The 18,405-nt window shown below is 66.9% G+C and carries 17 protein-coding genes; 7 read left to right on the top strand and 10 right to left on the bottom strand.

The features are described 5' to 3' along the window. Positions 1-40 precede the first annotated feature (40 nt). On the top strand, positions 41-265 hold the full coding sequence (locus AB4Z16_RS26295) for a toxin-antitoxin system YwqK family antitoxin (RefSeq protein ID WP_441514273.1): 225 nt from the start codon (positions 41-43) through the stop codon (positions 263-265). An 18-nt stretch (positions 266-283) separates the two neighbouring features. Here AB4Z16_RS26295 and AB4Z16_RS26290 read toward each other — a convergent pair whose 3' ends face one another. The 4 genes from AB4Z16_RS26290 to ftsY are packed head-to-tail and all read right to left on the bottom strand — an operon-like array spanning position 284 to position 3,377. Beyond that, the gene (locus AB4Z16_RS26290) at positions 284-1,000 is read right to left on the bottom strand and encodes an RES family NAD+ phosphorylase (RefSeq protein WP_441514307.1); all 717 of its coding nucleotides are present in this window, start codon (positions 998-1,000) and stop codon (positions 284-286) included. Then, a complete protein-coding gene (locus AB4Z16_RS26285) occupies positions 994-1,407 on the bottom strand; it encodes an MbcA/ParS/Xre antitoxin family protein (protein WP_441514272.1) in 414 nt (137 codons plus the stop codon). The genes AB4Z16_RS26290 and AB4Z16_RS26285 overlap by 7 nt, the downstream gene beginning before the upstream one ends. A 57-nt stretch (positions 1,408-1,464) precedes the next feature. Then, entirely contained in the window at positions 1,465-2,112 is a 648-nt protein-coding gene (locus tag AB4Z16_RS26280; RefSeq protein ID WP_441514271.1) for a septation protein A, read from the bottom strand. Next, positions 2,109-3,377, bottom strand: a complete 1,269-nt coding sequence (ftsY, locus tag AB4Z16_RS26275) for a signal recognition particle-docking protein FtsY (protein ID WP_441514270.1) — start codon at positions 3,375-3,377, stop codon at positions 2,109-2,111. The genes AB4Z16_RS26280 and ftsY overlap by 4 nt, the downstream gene beginning before the upstream one ends. A gap of 70 nt (positions 3,378-3,447) precedes the next feature. Here ftsY and AB4Z16_RS26270 point away from each other — a divergent pair, with 70 nt between their 5' ends. Further along, positions 3,448-4,203, top strand: a complete 756-nt coding sequence (locus tag AB4Z16_RS26270) for an RluA family pseudouridine synthase (protein ID WP_441514269.1) — start codon at positions 3,448-3,450, stop codon at positions 4,201-4,203. 6 nt (positions 4,204-4,209) lie between these two features. On the opposite strand, the gene AB4Z16_RS26265 is transcribed toward AB4Z16_RS26270, so the two are convergent. The 4 genes from AB4Z16_RS26265 to AB4Z16_RS26250 all read right to left on the bottom strand — a co-directional run bounded on the left by AB4Z16_RS26265 (position 4,210) and on the right by AB4Z16_RS26250 (position 7,003). Continuing rightward, a complete protein-coding gene (locus AB4Z16_RS26265; protein WP_441514268.1) occupies positions 4,210-4,506 on the bottom strand; it encodes a 4a-hydroxytetrahydrobiopterin dehydratase in 297 nt (98 codons plus the stop codon). Next, a complete protein-coding gene (gene thpR, locus AB4Z16_RS26260) occupies positions 4,503-5,075 on the bottom strand; it encodes an RNA 2',3'-cyclic phosphodiesterase (protein WP_441514267.1) in 573 nt (190 codons plus the stop codon). The genes AB4Z16_RS26265 and thpR overlap by 4 nt, the downstream gene beginning before the upstream one ends. Positions 5,076-5,259: 184 nt before the next feature. Further along, entirely contained in the window at positions 5,260-6,315 is a 1,056-nt protein-coding gene (locus AB4Z16_RS26255; protein ID WP_441514266.1) for an aldo/keto reductase, read from the bottom strand. A 79-nt stretch (positions 6,316-6,394) separates the two neighbouring features. Then, a complete protein-coding gene (locus AB4Z16_RS26250) occupies positions 6,395-7,003 on the bottom strand; it encodes an arylesterase (protein ID WP_441514265.1) in 609 nt (202 codons plus the stop codon). A gap of 180 nt (positions 7,004-7,183) precedes the next feature. On the opposite strand from AB4Z16_RS26250, the gene AB4Z16_RS26245 reads away from it, so the two are divergent. The 4 genes from AB4Z16_RS26245 to AB4Z16_RS26230 all read left to right on the top strand — a co-directional run bounded on the left by AB4Z16_RS26245 (position 7,184) and on the right by AB4Z16_RS26230 (position 12,091). Beyond that, entirely contained in the window at positions 7,184-7,885 is a 702-nt protein-coding gene (locus AB4Z16_RS26245; RefSeq protein ID WP_441514264.1) for an ABC transporter ATP-binding protein, read from the top strand. A 2-nt stretch (positions 7,886-7,887) separates the two neighbouring features. Beyond that, positions 7,888-10,473, top strand: coding sequence for an ABC transporter permease (locus tag AB4Z16_RS26240; RefSeq protein ID WP_441514263.1), 2,586 nt, complete (start codon positions 7,888-7,890; stop codon positions 10,471-10,473). 219 nt (positions 10,474-10,692) lie between these two features. Next, positions 10,693-11,466 (top strand): Bax inhibitor-1/YccA family protein, encoded by a 774-nt coding sequence (locus AB4Z16_RS26235; RefSeq protein WP_441514262.1) that lies wholly within the window; start codon positions 10,693-10,695, stop codon positions 11,464-11,466. Positions 11,467-11,554: 88 nt separating this feature from the next. Continuing rightward, positions 11,555-12,091 (top strand): GNAT family N-acetyltransferase, encoded by a 537-nt coding sequence (locus AB4Z16_RS26230; RefSeq protein ID WP_441514261.1) that lies wholly within the window; start codon positions 11,555-11,557, stop codon positions 12,089-12,091. 20 nt (positions 12,092-12,111) lie between these two features. On the opposite strand, the gene AB4Z16_RS26225 is transcribed toward AB4Z16_RS26230, so the two are convergent. Together AB4Z16_RS26225 and AB4Z16_RS26220 are read right to left on the bottom strand one after the other, a co-directional pair. After that, the gene (locus AB4Z16_RS26225; RefSeq protein WP_441514260.1) at positions 12,112-12,480 is read right to left on the bottom strand and encodes a DUF2794 domain-containing protein; all 369 of its coding nucleotides are present in this window, start codon (positions 12,478-12,480) and stop codon (positions 12,112-12,114) included. Between the two features lie 355 nt (positions 12,481-12,835). Beyond that, positions 12,836-13,384, bottom strand: coding sequence for a peroxidase-related enzyme (locus AB4Z16_RS26220; protein WP_441514306.1), 549 nt, complete (start codon positions 13,382-13,384; stop codon positions 12,836-12,838). Between the two features lie 192 nt (positions 13,385-13,576). On the opposite strand from AB4Z16_RS26220, the gene AB4Z16_RS26215 reads away from it, so the two are divergent. Further along, the gene (locus AB4Z16_RS26215) at positions 13,577-18,400 is read left to right on the top strand and encodes an NAD-glutamate dehydrogenase (RefSeq protein ID WP_441514259.1); all 4,824 of its coding nucleotides are present in this window, start codon (positions 13,577-13,579) and stop codon (positions 18,398-18,400) included. Positions 18,401-18,405 lie beyond the last annotated feature (5 nt).

Genomic DNA, 18,405 nt, shown 5'->3' with positions numbered 1-18,405 from the left:
CTCCGCCTGCCCCGGGCTGGGTCCACCACAGGAGGCGATGGTGAAACCCGCTCCTTTCGAGCAGCGCCACAAGGACGGCAGCCCATGGGCACGAGGCCAGACGCTGGATGGCCTGCCCACCGGCTATTGGGAGTGGTTTCGCAAGGACGGCACCCGGTTGCGCTCCGGCCATTTCGACAGGGGCGAGCAGGCCGGGGAATGGACGACCTATGATGCGGTCGGTCAGGTGTACAAGGTGACGCGAATGCGTCGCTCCGGCGACTGAGGCGCTTGGCCACCGCGGTCACAGAATGCGGTAGACCTCGCCGGCGCTGCGGTCCCGGTAAAGGTCCACGCGCTCGCCGTTCCAATGATAGTCGAGATGCCGACCCTGCACCGGGTGACCGGCCCCGTCGGGATAGAACAGGCCGACGCATTCTCCGCCGGGGCAGCGCACGCTGGGATAGACGACGCCTGCCGAGCCAAGCGCCCGCAACCCGGCGCCAAGCGCCTGGCTGCCGGCATAGTCGGCCGGGTCGAGCAGCGGGGCAGCTTCGGCCCCGAGCGCCCGGACATCGTGCAGGGTCGCGTCGATCTCCAGGACGATCTCGCGGAACTGCGAGGTCCAGCCCGGCGGCTGCGCCGTCGCCCGCATGAACCGGGCGTGATGGTGGATCGTTTCGAGCAGCGCCACCTCGAAACGGTCACCGGCATAGAGCACGCCGAAACCACCGTCGCTGAAGCGGCTTGGCCGGTCCGGGCTGACATGCGTGAAGGGGGCCATCAGCCAGCTCGCACCCTGGCCCGATACGCGTCTGCCGGGCGGCACGAGATCGAGATTGCCGATTGTCTCCATCAGCCGCGGATTGGTCTTCTGCTCGGCGGCGATCAGCAGCGGCCAGTCCGAGGGGTCGGCGATGTCCTCGAACAGGTCGATCGGCGGGAAGATGCTGCGGATGATCCGCACCGCCCCCTGCCATTCGACCTCTGCGACCGGCAGGCTCTCCGGCTCGATCACCAGCCGCCCCGCTCGGCATCGAGCAGGCGGCGCACCCGCATCAGATCGGTGAGTTCGCCGCGGAGCATGATTTCGAGCGCCGATTTGCCGACGAAGTCGCTGTTGGGCCGCTTGATCCAATCATAACCGCGCTGCGGCTCGGTGAAGATCAATCGGAGAGCCTTGTGGATGCCCATCAGGTTCGACAGCCGCGCCTTGCCATCACGCGAGATGCGACCGATCTCGCCGGTTTTCCAGCGTCGGTAGCTCCGAACCGGCAGGTCGATCAGCACCGCCGCCTCCTCGTCGGTGACGCGCCAGAGCCGGAACAGGTTCACGGCAGCGCGAAACATGGCGGCCGCCTCCTCGTCCGTGATCGGATCGGGAGCGAAGTCGCGCTGGCCGGTTTCGATGCGCAGCAGGGCCGCCATGGCAGATCCTCCATTTGGCATAAAATGGAGACAACTCTGCCAAATGGCAAGATGCCGCTATTCCTCGATCTTCGCCGGTTTGATCTCGTGCTTGAGGATCAGCGGTGTCTGGGCCAGGGCGAACGCCATGGTCAGCGGCATCACGCCCCAGACTTTGAAGGCGACCCAGAAATCCTGGGTCTGTGTGCGCCAGACCACCTCATTGAGCGCCGCCAGCACGAAGAAAAACAGTCCCCAGCGGAAGGTCAGCTTGCGCCAGCCTTCCGCGTCGAGCTGCAGCACAGTCTCCAGCACCAGCGAGAGCAGCGAACGGCCGAAGAAAAGCCCGCCGAGCAGCACCGAGCCGAACAGCGCATTCACGATGGTCGGCTTGACCTTGATGAAGAAGGCATCGTCCAGCGCCAGCGTCAGCCCGCCGAAGACGGTGACGACGATGGCATTCACGATCGCCATGCGCGGCAGATAGCCCATCAGCACCCGCGACAGCGCCAGCGCCAGCAGCGAGGCGACGATGAAGATGCCGGTCGCGACGAAGATGCGCCGGTCCTCGGCGACATGGAACAGCCGGTCGCCATAGGAATTCGCGAAGAAGAAGATCGCGAGCGGCCCAAATTCCAGCGCCAGCTTGAGCAGGGGGCTTATCGCCCTGCCTTTCGCGGCCTCGGCCGGAATCTGCCGTGTCGTCTCGCTTGCGCCGTCGCTCACGCCGCCTCTCCCAATCCCGCCACGGCACGCGCAAAGTCGCGGGCCGAGAACGGCTCCAGATCCTCGACGCTCTCGCCGACGCCGATGAAATGCACGGGCAGGCCGAACTGCGCCGCCAGCGCCACCAGGATGCCGCCGCGCGCCGTGCCATCGAGCTTTGTCATCACCAGCCCGGTCACGCCCGCCGTCTCGCGGAAGGCCTCGACCTGGCTGATCGCGTTCTGGCCGACGGTGGCATCGAGCACGAGCAGCGCCGCATGCGGCGCGCTCGGATCCTGCTTGCGGATGACGCGGACGACCTTGGCGAGCTCGTCCATCAGCCCCTGCTTGTTTTGCAGCCGCCCGGCGGTGTCGACGAGCAGCACGTCGGTACCGTCAGCCTTGGCTTTCTCCAGCGCCTCGAAAGCGAGGCCCGCCGCATCGGCCCCCTGCTGGCCGAAGACGACCTTGGCGCCGGTGCGCTCGCCCCAGACACGCAGTTGCTCGATCGCGGCGGCGCGGAAGGTATCGCCGGCGGCCAGCATCACGGATTTGCCCTCGGCGCGGAATTTCGCAGCGAGCTTGCCGATCGTCGTGGTCTTGCCGGAGCCATTGACCCCGACCATCAGCAGCACGAACGGCTTTTTCGTGGCGTCGATCACCAGCGGCTGCGCCACGGGAACGAGAATCGTCTCGACCTCGCGCGCCAGTATCGTCTTCACCTCGGCCGGCTCGATCTGCTTGTCGTAGCGCCCGTCGCCGACGGCCTTCGCGATCCTGGCCGAGGTCGCGAGACCGAGATCGGCCTGGATCAGGATGTCCTCGAGATCCTCAAGCGTGCCCGCGTCGAGCTTGCGCTTGGTGAAAAGGTCGGTGATCCCCGTCGTCAGCGCCGAGGAGGTGCGCGAGAGCCCATCCGTCAGGCGCCTCCACCAGCTCCGCTTCGGCTGCGGGGCGGGGGTGGGAGCGGGTTCAGGAGCAGCAACGGGTTCAGGCTGCGGTGCGACGGCAACCTCGGGTTTCGGTTCCGGTTCCGCCGGCAGCGCAATGCTTTCGACCGGCGCGGGCGACACAACGGGCTCGGCAGCGTGAACTTCAACAGCGGGAACTTCCGCCTCGGCAACCGACGGCGCAACGACCTCTTCTGCTTCCGGCTTCAGGTCCTCGAGGGACTCGGCCGCCTGCTCGGTTGCCGCCTCGGGCGCCGGTGCCGGTTTGGCCGGCTCCTCGTCGCGCCCGAACAGCTTCGAAAAGAAGCCGCGTTTCTTCGGTTCGGTCTCGCTCATCGCCATCCTGTCTTCGGTTCGGCGGGCATCTTCAGTTGCGCCGCCGTGCCGGCTTCGCTAGCGCAATGCCATGGCTCAGCCGGATCAACCAGACAATTCGCAGCCGCAGGGGCAAATCGACGCCGAGCTGCCGGTGCCGCTGCTCTATCGCGACGCCATGATGCTCGTCATCGACAAGCCCGCCGGTCTGCCTTCGCATCGCGGCCCGCAGGCGAAACGCCGCGTCATTCCCGTCCTGACCGATTATCTCGACCAGCTCCGCTTCGGCCTGCCGCGCCGGCCGGAAGCCGCGCATCGGCTCGACAAGGACACCTCCGGCTGTCTCATTCTCGGCCGCCATCCCCGCGCAATGGCCGAGCTCAACCAGATGTTTCGCGACGGGCGGATCGACAAGACTTATTGGGCGGTCGTGCAGGGCGATCCGACGGAGGACGAGGGGCTAATCGATCTGCCGCTGGCCCGGCGCTCACCGGAGCGCGGCTGGTGGATGAAGGTCGATCCCGCCGGCCTGCCCTCGCAGACCCGCTATCGCGTGCTCGGGCGAGGCCGGGACGAGACCGGCCCGCTCGCCTGGCTTGCCATGGAGCCGCTGACCGGCCGCACCCATCAGCTGCGCGTGCATTGCCAGGCATCCGGCTGGCCGATGCTCGGCGACGAGATCTACGGCACCGCCCCGCGCGAAGGCGGCCCCGGTCTCCAGCTCCATGCCCGTGGCATCACCGTACCTCTTTACCGCAAGCGCGAGCCGATCCATGTCGAGGCGCCGCCTCCGCCCCATATGTGGGCAGCCTTGAAGGCCTGCGGATGGAGCGCCGCCTCGGGCTGAAGCTGCTCAGCTCGCCAGCGCGTCGATCGCCCGGGCGAGCTTGACGTCGAGTTCGGTCAGCCCGCCGGCATCATGGGTGGCGAGCGTCACTTCGACCGTCCGATAGACGTTCGACCACTCGGGGTGGTGATTCATCGCCTCGGCGAGCAGTGCCACCCGCGTCATCCAGCCGAAGGCCTCGCTGAAGTCGCGGAAGACGAAGCGTCGCGTGATCGCCTCGCGTCCCTGGACCAGCTTCCAGCCGGTCAGCGTCGCCAGCGCTTCGGCCTGAGCCTCCGGGGAAAGCCGCTTCGGTCTTGTCATCGGCGCATCTCCCGCGGCAGTCGATTCGGATAGGACGGGCCGAGCGGATAAGCGGCTTCCAACACATAGGGGCCACCGCCGATCGAGTCGCGCGACGACATCAGCGCGACGCGGCGCACCGTAAAGGTGATCGGCGGCACGATCGGGTGCAGGCCGAGATAATGCGCGACCTCGGTCGGCATGGTGTCGCGCAGCCGCGCCAAGGTGACATGCGGCACGAATTTGCGCCCCTCCGCCGGCAGGCCGATGCGACGCATCTGCCGCTCGATATCCCCCTGCAGATCGGTCAGCGCCTTCACCGGCGTCGCGCGGGCAAAGACGGCGCGCGGCTTGTCGCCGCCAAAGCTGCCGAGTGAATCGAGGGTTACCTCGAAGGGATAGGCGCTGAGATCGGAGAGCATGTGGTCGACGTCGTTCGCCATCCGCCGGTCGACATCGCCCAGAAAGCGCAGGGTGATGTGGTAATCGGCCGGTTCGATCCAGCGTGCTCCCGACAGGCCCCCGCGATGCAGCGTCAGCTGGCTTGCAACCTCGGCGGGAATTTCCAGAGCGATGAACAGCCTCGGCATGAGTGAATCCCTTGCCAAGCAATTGTGACTCTGGAGAGACGGTAAGCGCGCAGCCGGCTCATGGGAACCGTTTTTCCCCTGCGCGATGCTCGGCGCGCTCCGTCATGCTCGGGCTCGGCTTGAGCATCTCATCGACGAGATTCCCGGGTCGCCGCTGTGCGGCGCCCGAGAACGACGCATGTCTTCACGGGCAGGGATTGCCGACGAGCTGATGGATCGCGTCGATTTTCGCCTCGACCTCAGGCGACAGCTTGACGTCGATCGAGGCGATATCGGTCTTGAGCTGCTCCATCGAGGTCGCGCCGATGATGTTGGCGGTCACGAAGCAGCGGCTGTTGACGAAGGCCAGCGCCATCTGCGCCGGATCGAGGCCGGCCTCCCGAGCAAGCGCGATGTAGCGCTTGATCGCATCCTCGGCGCCCGCGCCCTCATAGCGCTGGCCGCGATCGAACAGCGTCGTGCGGGCGCCGGCCGGGCGGGCACCGTCGAGATATTTGCCGGTGAGATAGCCCTGCGCCAGCGGCGAATAGGCGAGCAGGCCGACATCCTCGCGCAGCGCGACCTCGGCAAGCGCCGTCTCGAAGGTGCGGTTGAGCAGATTATAGGCGTTCTGGACCGACTGCACCCCGGGTGTGCCCCGTGCTTCCGCATCGGCCACGAAGCGCATCGTGCCCCAGGCGCTCTCATTGGAGAGGCCGAGATGGCGGATCTTGCCGGCTTTCACCAGTTCGCCAAAAGCGTCGAGCTGCTCGGGAATCGAGGTCTCGTCGGCCGGCTTCTCATAGGCAGCCCGTGAAAAGCGCGTGGGGTTCGAGCCCCACGGCATCGGCCGTTCGGGAAAATGCAGCTGGTAGAGATCGATATAGTCGGTCTGCAGGCGATTCAGGCTCTTGTCGACCGCTTCGAAGATCTGCTTGCGCGTCAGCCGCGTCGGGCTCTTGTCGTCGCGGAACCAGGTGTTGCCGCCACGGCCGCAAACCTTCGATGCCAGGATGATCTTGTCGCGGTTGCCGCGGGCCTTGAACCAGTTACCGATGATCCGCTCGGTCGAGCCTTGCGTCTCCGGCTTGGGCGGTATCGCGTAGAGCTCGGCGGTATCGAAGAAATTGATGCCCTGCTCGATCGCATAATCCATCTGGGCATGGCCTTCGGCCTCGGTGTTCTGTTCCCCCCAGGTCATGGTTCCCAAGCAGATCACCGAGACCTTGAGATCGGTGCGCCCGAGGCGACGGTATTCCATGGTGAAGCAACTCCGGAAACAGGCCGGCGGGCGGCGATACGAGAATCGGGGATCGCCGCGCGGAAAGCCCGCGGACGGATCAGGACCTGGCGGGCAAGGTGGCGATGAAGCGCTCGACCGTCGGCAGGATGTTGCGGACGATGACGGTGACGCCCTCGGCCGTGGGGTGGAGCCCATCCGCCTGGTTCAGAGCGCGGTCGCCCGCGATGCCATCCAGGAAGAAGGGGTAAAGCACCAGCCCGTACTTCTCCGCAAGCTCGCGATAGATCGCGTCGAAACGTTTCGCATAATCCTCCCCGAGATTGCGCGGGGCGTACATGCCGGCGATCATTACCGGAATCTTCCGCTCCTTCAGCCGCGCGATCATCATGTCCAGCGCCTGGCGTGTCTGCGCCGGGTCGACTCCGCGCAGCGCATCGTTCGCGCCGAGTTCGAGGATCACGCCATCGGTCCCATCAGGCACCGACCAGTCGAGCCGTTCCAGCCCCCCTTGCGTCGTATCGCCGGACACGCCGGCGTTCACGATTTCGACAGCGACGCCCTTCCGGCGCAGAGCCTGCTCCAGGACGGCGGGAAAAGCCGCGCTGCCCGGCAGATTGTAACCCGCAGACAGCGAATCGCCGAAGGCGACGAGCTTCAGCGGCCTCGCGGCGGTTGGGTTGGTGCTGGCGGTCTGGGAGCTGGCCATGTCGCTGGAACCGATGAAAAGCAGCAGGAGAATAACGAAAAACGCCGCAGCCGATTGGAGAAGCGCGAAACCGCGCCCATATGGCCGCAGACCGCGCCGCGCCGCGTTTCCGCCCCGCTCCGGGCGTGATCTGGCGCCAGCGGGGATGGCGATGGATAGCGAAGTCAGGATCATGGCGTGATGAGCGAGAAGGCCGCCCCGGCGATCGAGTTGCAGGATGTCCACCTGAGTTTGGGGCGTGGCGCCGCCCGCGTCCATATCCTCAAGGGCGTCTCGGTGTCGCTGACAAATGGCGAGGCGACCGGGCTTGTCGGCCCCTCCGGGTCCGGCAAGTCGACCCTGCTGATGATAATGGCCGGACTGGAACGCCCTGATTCAGGCCTCGTGCATGTGGCCGGACAGGATCTCGGCGCCCTCGACGAGGATGGGCTCGCCGTCTTCCGCGGCAGGCAGATCGGCATCGTCTTCCAGTCCTTCCATCTCGTCCCGACGATGACGGCGCGCGAGAACGTGGCGCTGCCGCTGGAGCTCGCCGGCCATCCCGACGCCTTCGCCCGCGCCGAAGCCGAGCTGCGCAATGTCGGCCTCGGCCACCGCATGGACCATTATCCGGCCCAGCTCTCCGGCGGCGAGCAGCAGCGTGTCGCCATCGCACGGGCCGTCGCTCCCGATCCCGCGATCCTCGTCGCCGACGAGCCGACCGGCAATCTCGACGAAGCGACCGGCCGCTCGATCGTCGACCTCATCTTCGCCCTCAAGCGCGAGCGCGGCGCGACGCTGGTCCTCGTCACCCACGACCTCTCGCTCGCCGCCTTGTGCGAGCGCACCGTCCGCCTGCGCTCCGGCGTGATCGAGGCCGAGCACGAGACGGCGGTCGCCTGACGATGCACGCCCCCGTCAAGCCACCACACGGCCCGGCCTCCCGCTCCCTCGGCATCGGCCTCATCCTTCGCCTCGCCATCCGAGACCTGCGTGCCGGCCTGCGTGGCTTCGGCATCTTCATCGCCTGCCTCGCGCTCGGCGTCATGACCATCGCCGCCGTCGCCTCCGCCTCGCGCGGTCTGACCGAAGGCCTTGCCCGGGAAGGGCGACGCATCCTCGGCGGCGACGCCGCCTTCAGCCTGATCCACCGCGAGGCAACGCCCGAGGAACTCGACTTCCTGACCGCGCGCGGCACGGTCTCCAGCATCGCGACCATGCGCGGCATGGCCAATGCCGGCGAAAAGGGCGCGGCCCTCGTCGAGATCAAAGCGGTGGATTCCAGCTATCCGGGCATCGGGGGGGTCGAGACCGACCCGCAAGCTCCGCTGCCCGGGCTGCTGGAACAACGCGACGGCGTTTTCGGCGCCGTCGCCGATCCCGTCCTGTTCGGCCGGCTCGATCTCAAGCCCGGCGACATCGTCACGGTCGGCGGCGCAAAAATCCAGCTGCGCGCCAATCTGATGTCCGAGCCTGACAAGATCGCCGCCGGCGTCGGCTTCGGCCCGCGCCTCCTGATCTCGCAGGAAGCCCTTCGCGCCACCGGCCTGATCCAGCCGGGCAGCCTCATCCGCTGGACCTATCGCCTTCAGCTTCCGCCGACTGCCTCCAGCGACGCCGATCTCGAACGGCTTGTCGCCGATGTCGGCACCCAGCAGCGCGACGCCGGCTGGGAGATCCGCTCCCGCGCCAATGCCGCGCCGAGCTTCCAGCGCAATCTCGAACGCTTCACCCAGTTCCTGACGCTGGTCGGTCTCACCGCCCTGCTGGTCGGCGGCGTCGGCGTCGCCAATGCCGTGCGCCGCTTCGTCGAGGCCAAGAAGCTCGATTTCGCCACGATGAAGGCGGTCGGCGCCAGCGGCGGCCGCGTCGTCGCGATCCACCTGACCGAGGTGATGCTCGTCGCCGCTATCGGCACGGCGATCGGCCTCGTACTCGGCGCCGCCGCCCCCTTTGGCCTGGGCGCCGTCGTCCAGAGCATCCTGCCGGTTCCCTTCGAGCCGACACTGGCGCCGGGCGAACTCGCCATCGCCGCGCTCTACGGGCTGTTGACGGCGTTCGTCTTCGCGGTCATTCCGCTCGGCCGGGCGCACGATATCCCGGTGTCGGCCCTTTTCCGCGATCGCATCGAGCCCGATCCGCGCCGCCCGCGCGCGATCTACCTCGCCCTCTGCGCACTGGCGCTGGCCGGGCTCGCCGGCGTCGCCATCGGCTTCGCCTATGACCGCCGGATCGCGCTGATCTATATCGGCGTGATGTTCGGCGTCTTCGTGCTGCTGCGCGTCGTCTCGCTTGGCCTGATGGCGCTCGCACGCCGCATCCCGCGCCCGCGCCGCCCGGCCCTGCGGATGGCGCTCGCCAACAGCCACCGGCCGGGCGCGCTGACGCCCTCGCTCGTCCTCTCCCTCGGGCTGGGCGTCGCGCTGCTTTCGGCGCTCTCCTTCATCGATGTCAGCCTGACCCGGCAGCTCACCGGCGCGCTGCCCGACAAGGCGCCGAGCTTCTTCTTCCTCGACGTGCCCAGCCGCGATTCCGGGCGTTTCGACGCCTTCCTCGCCGAGCAACGCCCGGGCGCGAAGACCGAGCGCGTGCCAATGATGCGCGGCCGCATCGTCGCCGTGAACGAGACCCGCGCCGAGGACATCAAGGCGAGCGAGCAATCCGCCTGGGTGCTCGACGGCGACCGCGGCATCACCTATGCGGCGGCAATTCCGGAGGGCTCGCGCATCTCCGCCGGCGCATGGTGGCCGGCGGACTACCGCGGCGAGCCGCTGGTTTCCTTCGATGCCCAGAACGCCACGGGCATCGGCCTGAAGATCGGCGACCGGCTCACCGTCAACGTGCTCGGCCGCAACATCACCGCCCGCGTCGCCAATCTCCGCACGGTCGACTGGCGCTCCTTCGGCATCAACTTCGTCATGGTGTTCTCGCCCAACACCTTCGCGGGCGCGCCGCACACCAACCTCGCGACCATCACGGCGAGCCCGGACGGCAAGGGTGCGACCGACGCGGCGCTGATGCGCCGCCTCGCGCTCGACTTCCCCGCCGTCACGGCGGTGCGGGTCAAGGACGCGCTCGAAGCGGTCAATACCATCGTCGCCCAGCTCGCCATGGCGATCCGCGGTGCATCGGGCCTGGCCATCGCGGCGAGCCTGCTGGTGCTGGGTGGAGCGCTGGCGGCCGGACAGCGGGCGCGGCTCTATGACGCGATGATCCTGAAGACCCTCGGCGCCACCCGCCGCTTCATACTTTCGTCGTACGCCCTTGAATACGCGGCGATCGGCCTCGTCGCAGCCGTCTTCGGCGTTATTGCGGGTACAGCGGCGGGGTGGGGGATCGTCACGCAAGTGATGCGGATCGATTTCGTCAGTGATCCGACGGGCGCGGTACTGGCTGCGACTGCAGCAGTTGGTGTTACCGTCCTGTTCGGGCTCGTCGGTACGATAAAAATACTCGCGAAAGCCCCCGCTTCTCATCTCAGGAATTTATGATGACTATCTGGGAACGACTCTCGATAGACATTAAGATCCTGTAATTCTGCCTTTGTTCAGCGCCGAATTTCTATAGCCCGGCCGGGCTTAACCATGGCCGGCCCTTGTAAGGAAGGCAAAAGCCCCTCATATTCCTCTCACCGCGCCGATCATGCGCGAGGACGGCTGGCATTCGCGTGCCTTCCGTCGTCCGAAACTACGTCAGGGGAAACTCTCTTAATGAGCAACTTCGACCGCAATGCTCCAGTCTGGGGTGCCGGCCGCGCACAGCAGACCAGCGCCGTCGAGATGGATCAGGGCCTGCGCTCGTTCATGCTCGGCGTCTACAACAACATGGCGATCGGCCTCGGCATCACTGGCCTCGCCGCGCTCGGCATCTCGATGCTGGCGATTGCCGGCTTCACGCCCGACGGCAAGATCACCGGCCTGACCGCGCTCGGCCAGGCGATTTATCTCAGCCCGCTGAAATGGGTCGTGATGTTGGCCCCGCTCGCCTTCATCATGCTCTTCTCGTTCAAGGCCGAAAGCATGAGCGCCTCTTCGGCGCGCACCATGTTCTTCGCCTTCGCGGCGGTGATGGGCATCTCGATGTCGTCCATCCTCGTCGTCTTCACCGGCGCTTCGGTGACGCGCGTCTTCTTCATCACGGCCGCCGCCTTCGGAGCGTTGAGCCTCGTTGGCTACACCACGAAGAAGTCGCTGTCGGGCATGGGCTCCTTCCTGATCATGGGCCTGATCGGCCTGATCATCGCCTCGGTGGTCAATCTGTTCCTGGCGTCGAGCGCGCTGTCCTTCGGCATCTCGGTGATCGGCGTCCTGATCTTCGCCGGCCTGACCGCCTGGGACACCCAGCGCCTGAAGGAGATGTATCTCTCTTCGGATCTGGATCCGGAATCGGCTGCGAAGATCTCGGTGAACGGCGCGCTGTCGCTCTACCTGAACTTCATCAACATGTTCCAGATGCTGATCAGCCTGCTCGGCGACCGCCGCTGAGCCGATCTTGCGGGCGACATGCCCGGAGCGAGCCCCGGCCCCCGGCCGGGGCTTTTCTTTTGGCACGGGCATTGCTCATTCTGCAGCGATGACGACGCCCGCGATCCGACCTGCTTGCCCGGCTGACATCGCCGCCATTCGCGCGATATACGCCCATGCCGTCCTGCATGGCACCGCATCCTGGGAACTGGAGCCACCAACCGAGACGGAGATGCTCCGCCGCTTCGAGACCATTCTGGCAGGCGGCTACCCCTATCTCGTCGCCGAAGGCGAAGGCGAACTGCTGGGCTATGCCTATGCCGGCGCCTACCGCCCGCGCCCCGCCTATCGCGCCACGGTCGAGAATTCGATCTACGTTGCTCCCACGGCCCAGGGACGCGGCGTCGGCGGCCTCCTGCTCGACGCATTGATCAATGCCTGCGCCGAATGCGGCTTCCGCCAGATGATCGCGGTGATCGGCGACGGCACGGGCGCCTCGGTGGGCTCGCGCCGCCTGCATGAGAAGGCCGGCTTCCGTCTGATCGGCGTGGCCGAGAAGGTCGGCTTCAAGCAGGGCCGCTGGCTCGACCAGATGCTGATGCAGAAGGAGCTGGGCGAAGGCGACCGCTCGCCACCGGCCTTCTGAAGGGCCATCTCCGTTGATGGTCAGTTCACGATGCTGAGCTTGCGGTCGAGCACTTGCAGGACTCGTGACAGTTCCGAGCCGCGCTTGAGAATCAGCCCCGTCGCAGCGACGACCGAATAGGCTCCCTGCCGGCGGGCCAGCGCCGGGTCCTTGACGATTCGGTAGAGGGGCATCTCCGACGAACGCCGGAACACCGAGAACTGCGCCTTGTCCTTCAGGAAATCGATGGCGTAGTCGCGCCATTCACCAGCCGCGACCATGCGGCCATAGAGATTGAGCAATTCGTTGAGTTCGCGCCGGTCGAAGGTGACTGTCGCCGGCCGGGCCGGCGACGGAAAATGGACGACCGCGCCAGCCGGTTGCGATTGCGGCGTTTCGCTTTCGCTCATGGCGCCTCCCTGAGCGGAGCCTCTCGAAGTGACAGGGCGATGATGCGCCCACACTGCTGCGCTGGCAAGCGATCGCGCTCGTCCGCGTTGGCGCGCTGGGTAAGCATTCATCGCAAATGCCGCATTTTCGCCGCGAACGCGCCCAGCGACCGCCAAGTTACACCGCTCAACTCCCCTCGTTGCCTCGACGGCCCGGTTTCGCTGAACGCCGGTTTGTCAGCCCCCCAGCCCCCCGGAGTTCCGGTGGAGCCGGGCCACCGAGTCGAGGCCAACTAGCGGCTGGCATTGCGCCGGCCGTTTTCTTTGTGAGGGTCGGGCCTCGCTTCGCGAGGCCGCGATGACCGACGAAAGCGAGCTAGCGCGCCTGGCCGTGATACTCCGCGTTGGGCCGCATATCGACGGCCGAGGCCATCCGGTTCGACATGTTGTAGAAGGACGCGACCGCGCCGATGTCCCAGATGTCGCGCTCGCCGAAACCGGCCTTGCGCAGGGCTTCCCGGTCGTTCTCGCCGATCAGATGCGGCGTTTCAGTCAGCTTCACGGCGAAATCCAGCATGGCACGATGCCGCGCCGACAGCTCCGCCGCACGGTAGTTCATCACCAGCATCTCGCCCAGCACCGGATCGCCAGAGAGTTGGCGCACGGCCGCGCCATGGGCGGCAAGGCAGTAATAGCAGCGATTCACGCTGGACACCGCGACCGCAATCATCTCCCGCTCCAGCTTGGACAGGCCGGAGGGCGCCAGCATCAGGTCATTGTAGAAGGCGGCGAAGGCCGAGAGCTTGGCGTCATCATGGGCGTAGGACGTCAGCACATTCGGCACGAATCCGAGCTTCTCCCGGCACTTCTCGAAATAGGCGTCATTTTCTGGCGAAAGCTGTCCAGGCTTCAGCGCCAGCGCCATTACCCGCGGCGGCGCATCCTGCCGTGCCGGCTCTTCGCCTACCTTTGGTTTGTCATGCTTCGTCGCCATGGTGCATCCTGTTAGATCCTGTGCGGCAATTTTGCCGCTTTTTCAGGCAAGGCAAAGTTGAAAGCCTGAGCAGCCTATGCCATCGCTGCTGCAAAACAACTGGGGTGACACATGGGCAAACGGGTGACGAACGCGACCGCCGGAGCGATCGCAGCCATCGAAGCCGCAGCGACGGGCCTGAAGAGCGCGATGCCGGCCGAATTCCCCCGCCTTCTCTACGGTCGTTCCGTCGCCGAGGACCTCGAAGCCCTGCCGCCGGATATGCTGGCTCACACCGCGGCCGCCGCCTACGAGCACCTGGCCGAGCCTCGCAAGCCCGAGACGATCAACCTGCGCTTCCGCGACGACGCGTTCGGCGAGGGTGACCGCGAGCGCCAGGTCACCATCCTGGAAGTCGTGAACGACAACAAACCGTTCCTGCTCGATTCGACGCTGGCCGAGCTGCAGGATCAGGGCTACGAGCCGCGCCTCGTCGCGCATCCGATCCTGGCGGTGGCGCGCGATGCCGAGGGCAAGTTCGTCTCGCTCGCCGGCGAAGCCACCGGCCGCGCGCCGGAAGGCACGCGGCGGGAAAGCCTGCTGCATATCCATATCCCGCGCATCGACACGCCCGCAGCGCGCGAAAAGCTGCGCGCCGGCCTGGAGCATGTCTATGCCGATGTCGCGCTCGCGGTCGACGACTGGGCCGCGATGCGCGGCCGTATCACCGAAGTGATACAGGCCTATCGCGCCAACCCGCCGCCGCTGCCGGAGGACGAGATCACCGAGGCGCTGCAGTTCCTCGAATGGATCGCCGGCGACAACTTCACCCTGCTCGGCATCCGCGCCTACCGGTTCCCTGGCGGCGACGTCGCGGCCGACCCGATCGAGGGCTCGGGCCTCGGCATCCTGCGCGACCCCTCCGTCAAGGTGCTGCGCAAGGGCCGCGAGCTGGTGACGACCACGCCGGAGGTGCGTTCCTTCCTGGCCAAGCCCCAGGCGCTCATCATCACCAAGGCCAACGTCAAGAGCCTGGTCCACCGTCGCGTCCATCTCGACTATGTCGGCGTCAAGCTGTTCACGCCGGACGGCCGGCTCGACGGCGAGCTGCGCATTGTCGGCCTCCTGACCTCGAACGCCTATACCGGCTCGGCCCGCGCCATCCCCTATCTCAGGCTGAAGGTCGCGCGCGTCGCCAAGAACATCGGCTTCGATCCGGCGAGCTATTCCGGCCGCGCACTGATGAACGTGCTCGACGCCTATCCGCGCGACGAGCTCTTCCAGATCGATGTGACGACCCTGGAGCAGTTCGCACTCGACATCCTGCAGCTCACCGAGCGCCCGCGCATCCGGGCGCTTGCCCGCGTCGATGAGTTCGACCGTTTCGTCTCGATTCTCGTCTTCATCCCGAAGGATCGCTACGACACCACGGTCCGTCAGCGCGTCGGCGAATTCCTGGCGCGGATCTATAACGGCCGCATCTCGGCCGCCTATCCGGCCTATCCGGAAGGCCCGCTCTCGCGCACCCACTACATCATCGGCCGCGACGAGGGCAAAACGCCGCGCATCGACCGCGCCACGCTCGAGGCCGGCATCAGCGCCATCGTCCGCACCTGGGGCGATGGCCTCAAGGACGTGCTCGATCAGGAGAAGGCTGGGCCGGCCGCTCGCGCACTGGCCGAACGCTACGCCGAGGCCTTCGGCGCCGCTTATCGCGAACGCTTCTCTGCCGCCGATGCGCTTGTCGACATCGAGATGCTGCAGCAGCTGACGCCGGAGCGCGGCCGGGCCGTCAACCTCTACCGGCGCGAGGGCGACGACGCCAAGCGCGCCAATCTCAAGGTCTTCTCGCGCGGAGCGCCGATCTCGCTGTCCGCCCGCGTGCCGGTGCTCGAGAACATGGGCTTCCGCGTCGTCAACGAGCGGACTTACAACGTCATGCCACAGGGCACCGGCGAGAACGCCCGCGTCTGGCTGCATGACATGTCGCTGGAGCGCGCCGACGACGGCGAGATCGACATCGAGCATCTCGATCCGACGATCGAGGCCGCCCTGATGGCGCAGTTCCGCGGCCTCGCCGAATCCGACCGCTTCGACCAACTCGTCCTCGCCGCCGGCCTTGCCTGGCGCGAGGCCGCTTTGCTGCGCGCCTTCGGCCGCTATCTCCGCCAGGCCGGCGCGCCCTATGCGCAGGGCTATATCGCCGATGCGCTGACCCGCCATGCCGACATCGCCTCGGGCCTGATCGCCTATTTCAATGCCAAGTTCGACCCGCGCGTTCCGGCCGGCGAGCGCGAGCAGCGCATGGCCCAGAAGCGCGCCGAGATCGAGGAGGCGCTCGACGCCGTCACCAGCCTCGACGAAGACCGCATCCTGCGTCGCCTAATCAATCTGGTCGACGCTGCGCTGCGCACCAATTTCTTCCAGACCGGCCCGGACGGCCATCCGCGCCAGACCATCACCTTCAAATTCGATTGCGCGAAGGTGGACGGCCTGCCGCTGCCGCGCCCGCTCTACGAGATCTTCGTCTATTCGCCACGTGTCGAGGGCGTCCATATGCGCTTCGGCAAGGTCGCCCGCGGCGGCCTGCGCTGGTCGGACCGACCACAGGACTTCCGCACCGAGGTGCTGGGCCTGGTCAAGGCGCAGCAGGTCAAGAACGCCGTGATCGTGCCGGTCGGCGCCAAGGGCGGCTTCGTTCCGAAGCAGCTGCCTCCGGCCTCCGACCGTGCCGCCTGGCTGGCCGAGGGCACCGAGAGCTACCGCATCTTCATCCGCAACCTGCTCGAGCTCACCGACAATCTCGACGGCGAGACGATCGTGCCGCCGCCGGACACGGTGCGACATGACGGCGACGACCCCTATCTCGTCGTCGCCGCCGACAAGGGCACTGCGACCTTCTCCGACACCGCTAACGCGATCTCGCTGGAGAAGCACCACTGGCTCGGCGACGCCTTCGCCTCCGGCGGCTCGCAGGGCTACGACCACAAGGGCATGGGCATCACCGCCCGCGGCGGTTGGGAGGCGGTGAAACGCCACTTCCGCGAGGTCGATATCGACATCCAGACGACGCCCTTCACCGTGGCGGGCGTCGGCGACATGTCCGGCGACGTCTTCGGCAACGGCATGCTGCTCTCGCCGGCGATCAAGCTCGTCGCGGCCTTCGACCACCGCGACATCTTCCTCGATCCGAATCCGGACCCTGCCGCCTCGCTGGCCGAGCGCCAGCGCCTCTTCGCACTGCCGCGCTCGTCTTGGGCTGACTACGACAAGACGCTGATCTCGAAGGGCGGCGGCATCTTCTCGCGCCAGGCCAAGAGCATCCCGCTCTCCGCCGAGGTGCGCGCCCTGCTCGACCTCGACAAGGCCGAAGTCTCACCGCCCGAGCTGATGACGGCGATCCTCAAGGCGCGTGTCGATCTGCTTTGGTTCGGCGGAATCGGCACCTATATCCGCGCCAGCGACGAGACCGACGCACAGGTCGGCGACCGCGCCAATGACGCGATCCGCATCACCGGCAACGATCTCAGGACGCGGGTCGTGGGCGAAGGCGCCAATCTCGGCGTCACCCAGCGCGGCCGCATCGAGGCTGCCCGCAAGGGCGTCAAGCTCAACACCGACGCGATCGACAACTCCGCCGGCGTCAACACCTCGGACGTCGAGGTCAACATCAAGATAGCGCTCGCCGACCCGGTGAAGGACGGTCGCCTCCAGGAAGACAAGCGCAACGAGTTGCTGGCGGCGATGACCGACGAGGTCGGCGATCTCGTCCTGCGCAACAACTATCTGCAGACGCTCGCCCTCTCGCTCACCGAGGCGCAGGGCGCCGCGGCGACGCCCGGCCTGCGCTTCCTGATGCAGACGCTGGAGCAGGACGGACGGCTCGACCGCTCGGTGGAGTATCTGCCGAGCGACGCCCAGCTCGCCGAGCGCGAAAAGCGTAGCGAAGGCCTGACCCGGCCGGAACTCGCCGTGCTCCTGGCCTACGCCAAGCTCTCGCTGCACGACGCACTGCTGGAATCCTCGGTGCCGGACGATCCCTATCTCGCCAGCGAGCTCGTCCGCTATTTCCCGAAGGCCCTGCGGGACGCCTATCCGGACGCCATCGCCAGCCACAAGCTGCGACGCGAGATCGTGGCGACGCAGCTCGCCAATGCGATCGTCAACCGCGGCGGCCCGGCTCTGGTCCCGGTCCTGGCCGCGCTGACCCGCTCGGGCGCGCCGGCCATCGCTGCCGCCTACGCCATCGCCCGCGACTCCTTCGATCTGATCGCCCTCAACGGTGACATCGACGCGCTCGACGCGAAGATTCCCGGCAAGACCCAGCTCGGTCTCTATGCCGCCGCCCAGGAACTCGTCACCAACCGCATGGGCTGGTTCCTGCGTCGCGGGGTAGCCAAGCCCGGCACGATCGAGCAGACGATCGCCCATTATGCCAAGGGCGTGAAAGAGCTGTCGGCCGAGCTCGGCAGCCTGCTGCCCGAGGCCGCCTCGCAGGCCCGGCTCGCCCGCATCGCAGTGCTGACCTCCGAAGGCGTGCCCGAAGCACTGGCCACCCGCGTCGCCAGCCTGCCGGCGATGGCCGAGGCGACGGACATCGTCGACATCGCCGAGCGCAGCAAGCGCGAGATCGGCGATGTCGCCCGTATCCATTTCGGCATCGATGCGCTCTTCGGCCTGTCGAGCTTGAAGACAGCGGCGTCAGCCGTCCCCGCGACTGACGACTATGAGCGCCTTGCCCGCGAGCGCGCGCTCGAAACCCTCGACGATGCCCACTCCAACCTGACCCAGGAGGCTTCCGCCTCCGGCAAGGGCGAAGCCACACTGGACAGCTGGCTTGCCGAGCGCGGTGAGGAGGCGGAACGGACCCGCTCGACCGTCAACGCAATCGCGAGTTCCGGCCTCACCTTGCCGAAACTGATGGTGGCCGCCGGCATGCTGGCCGACCTGCCGCGCAAGCGCGGCTGAACAGG

It is taken from the genome of Allobosea sp. TAF32 (assembly GCF_052113585.1).
Classification (GTDB): domain Bacteria; phylum Pseudomonadota; class Alphaproteobacteria; order Rhizobiales; family Beijerinckiaceae; genus Allobosea.
The sequence above is the reverse complement of the archived record's forward strand: the minus strand, read 5'-3'. Positions and strand labels throughout refer to the sequence as shown.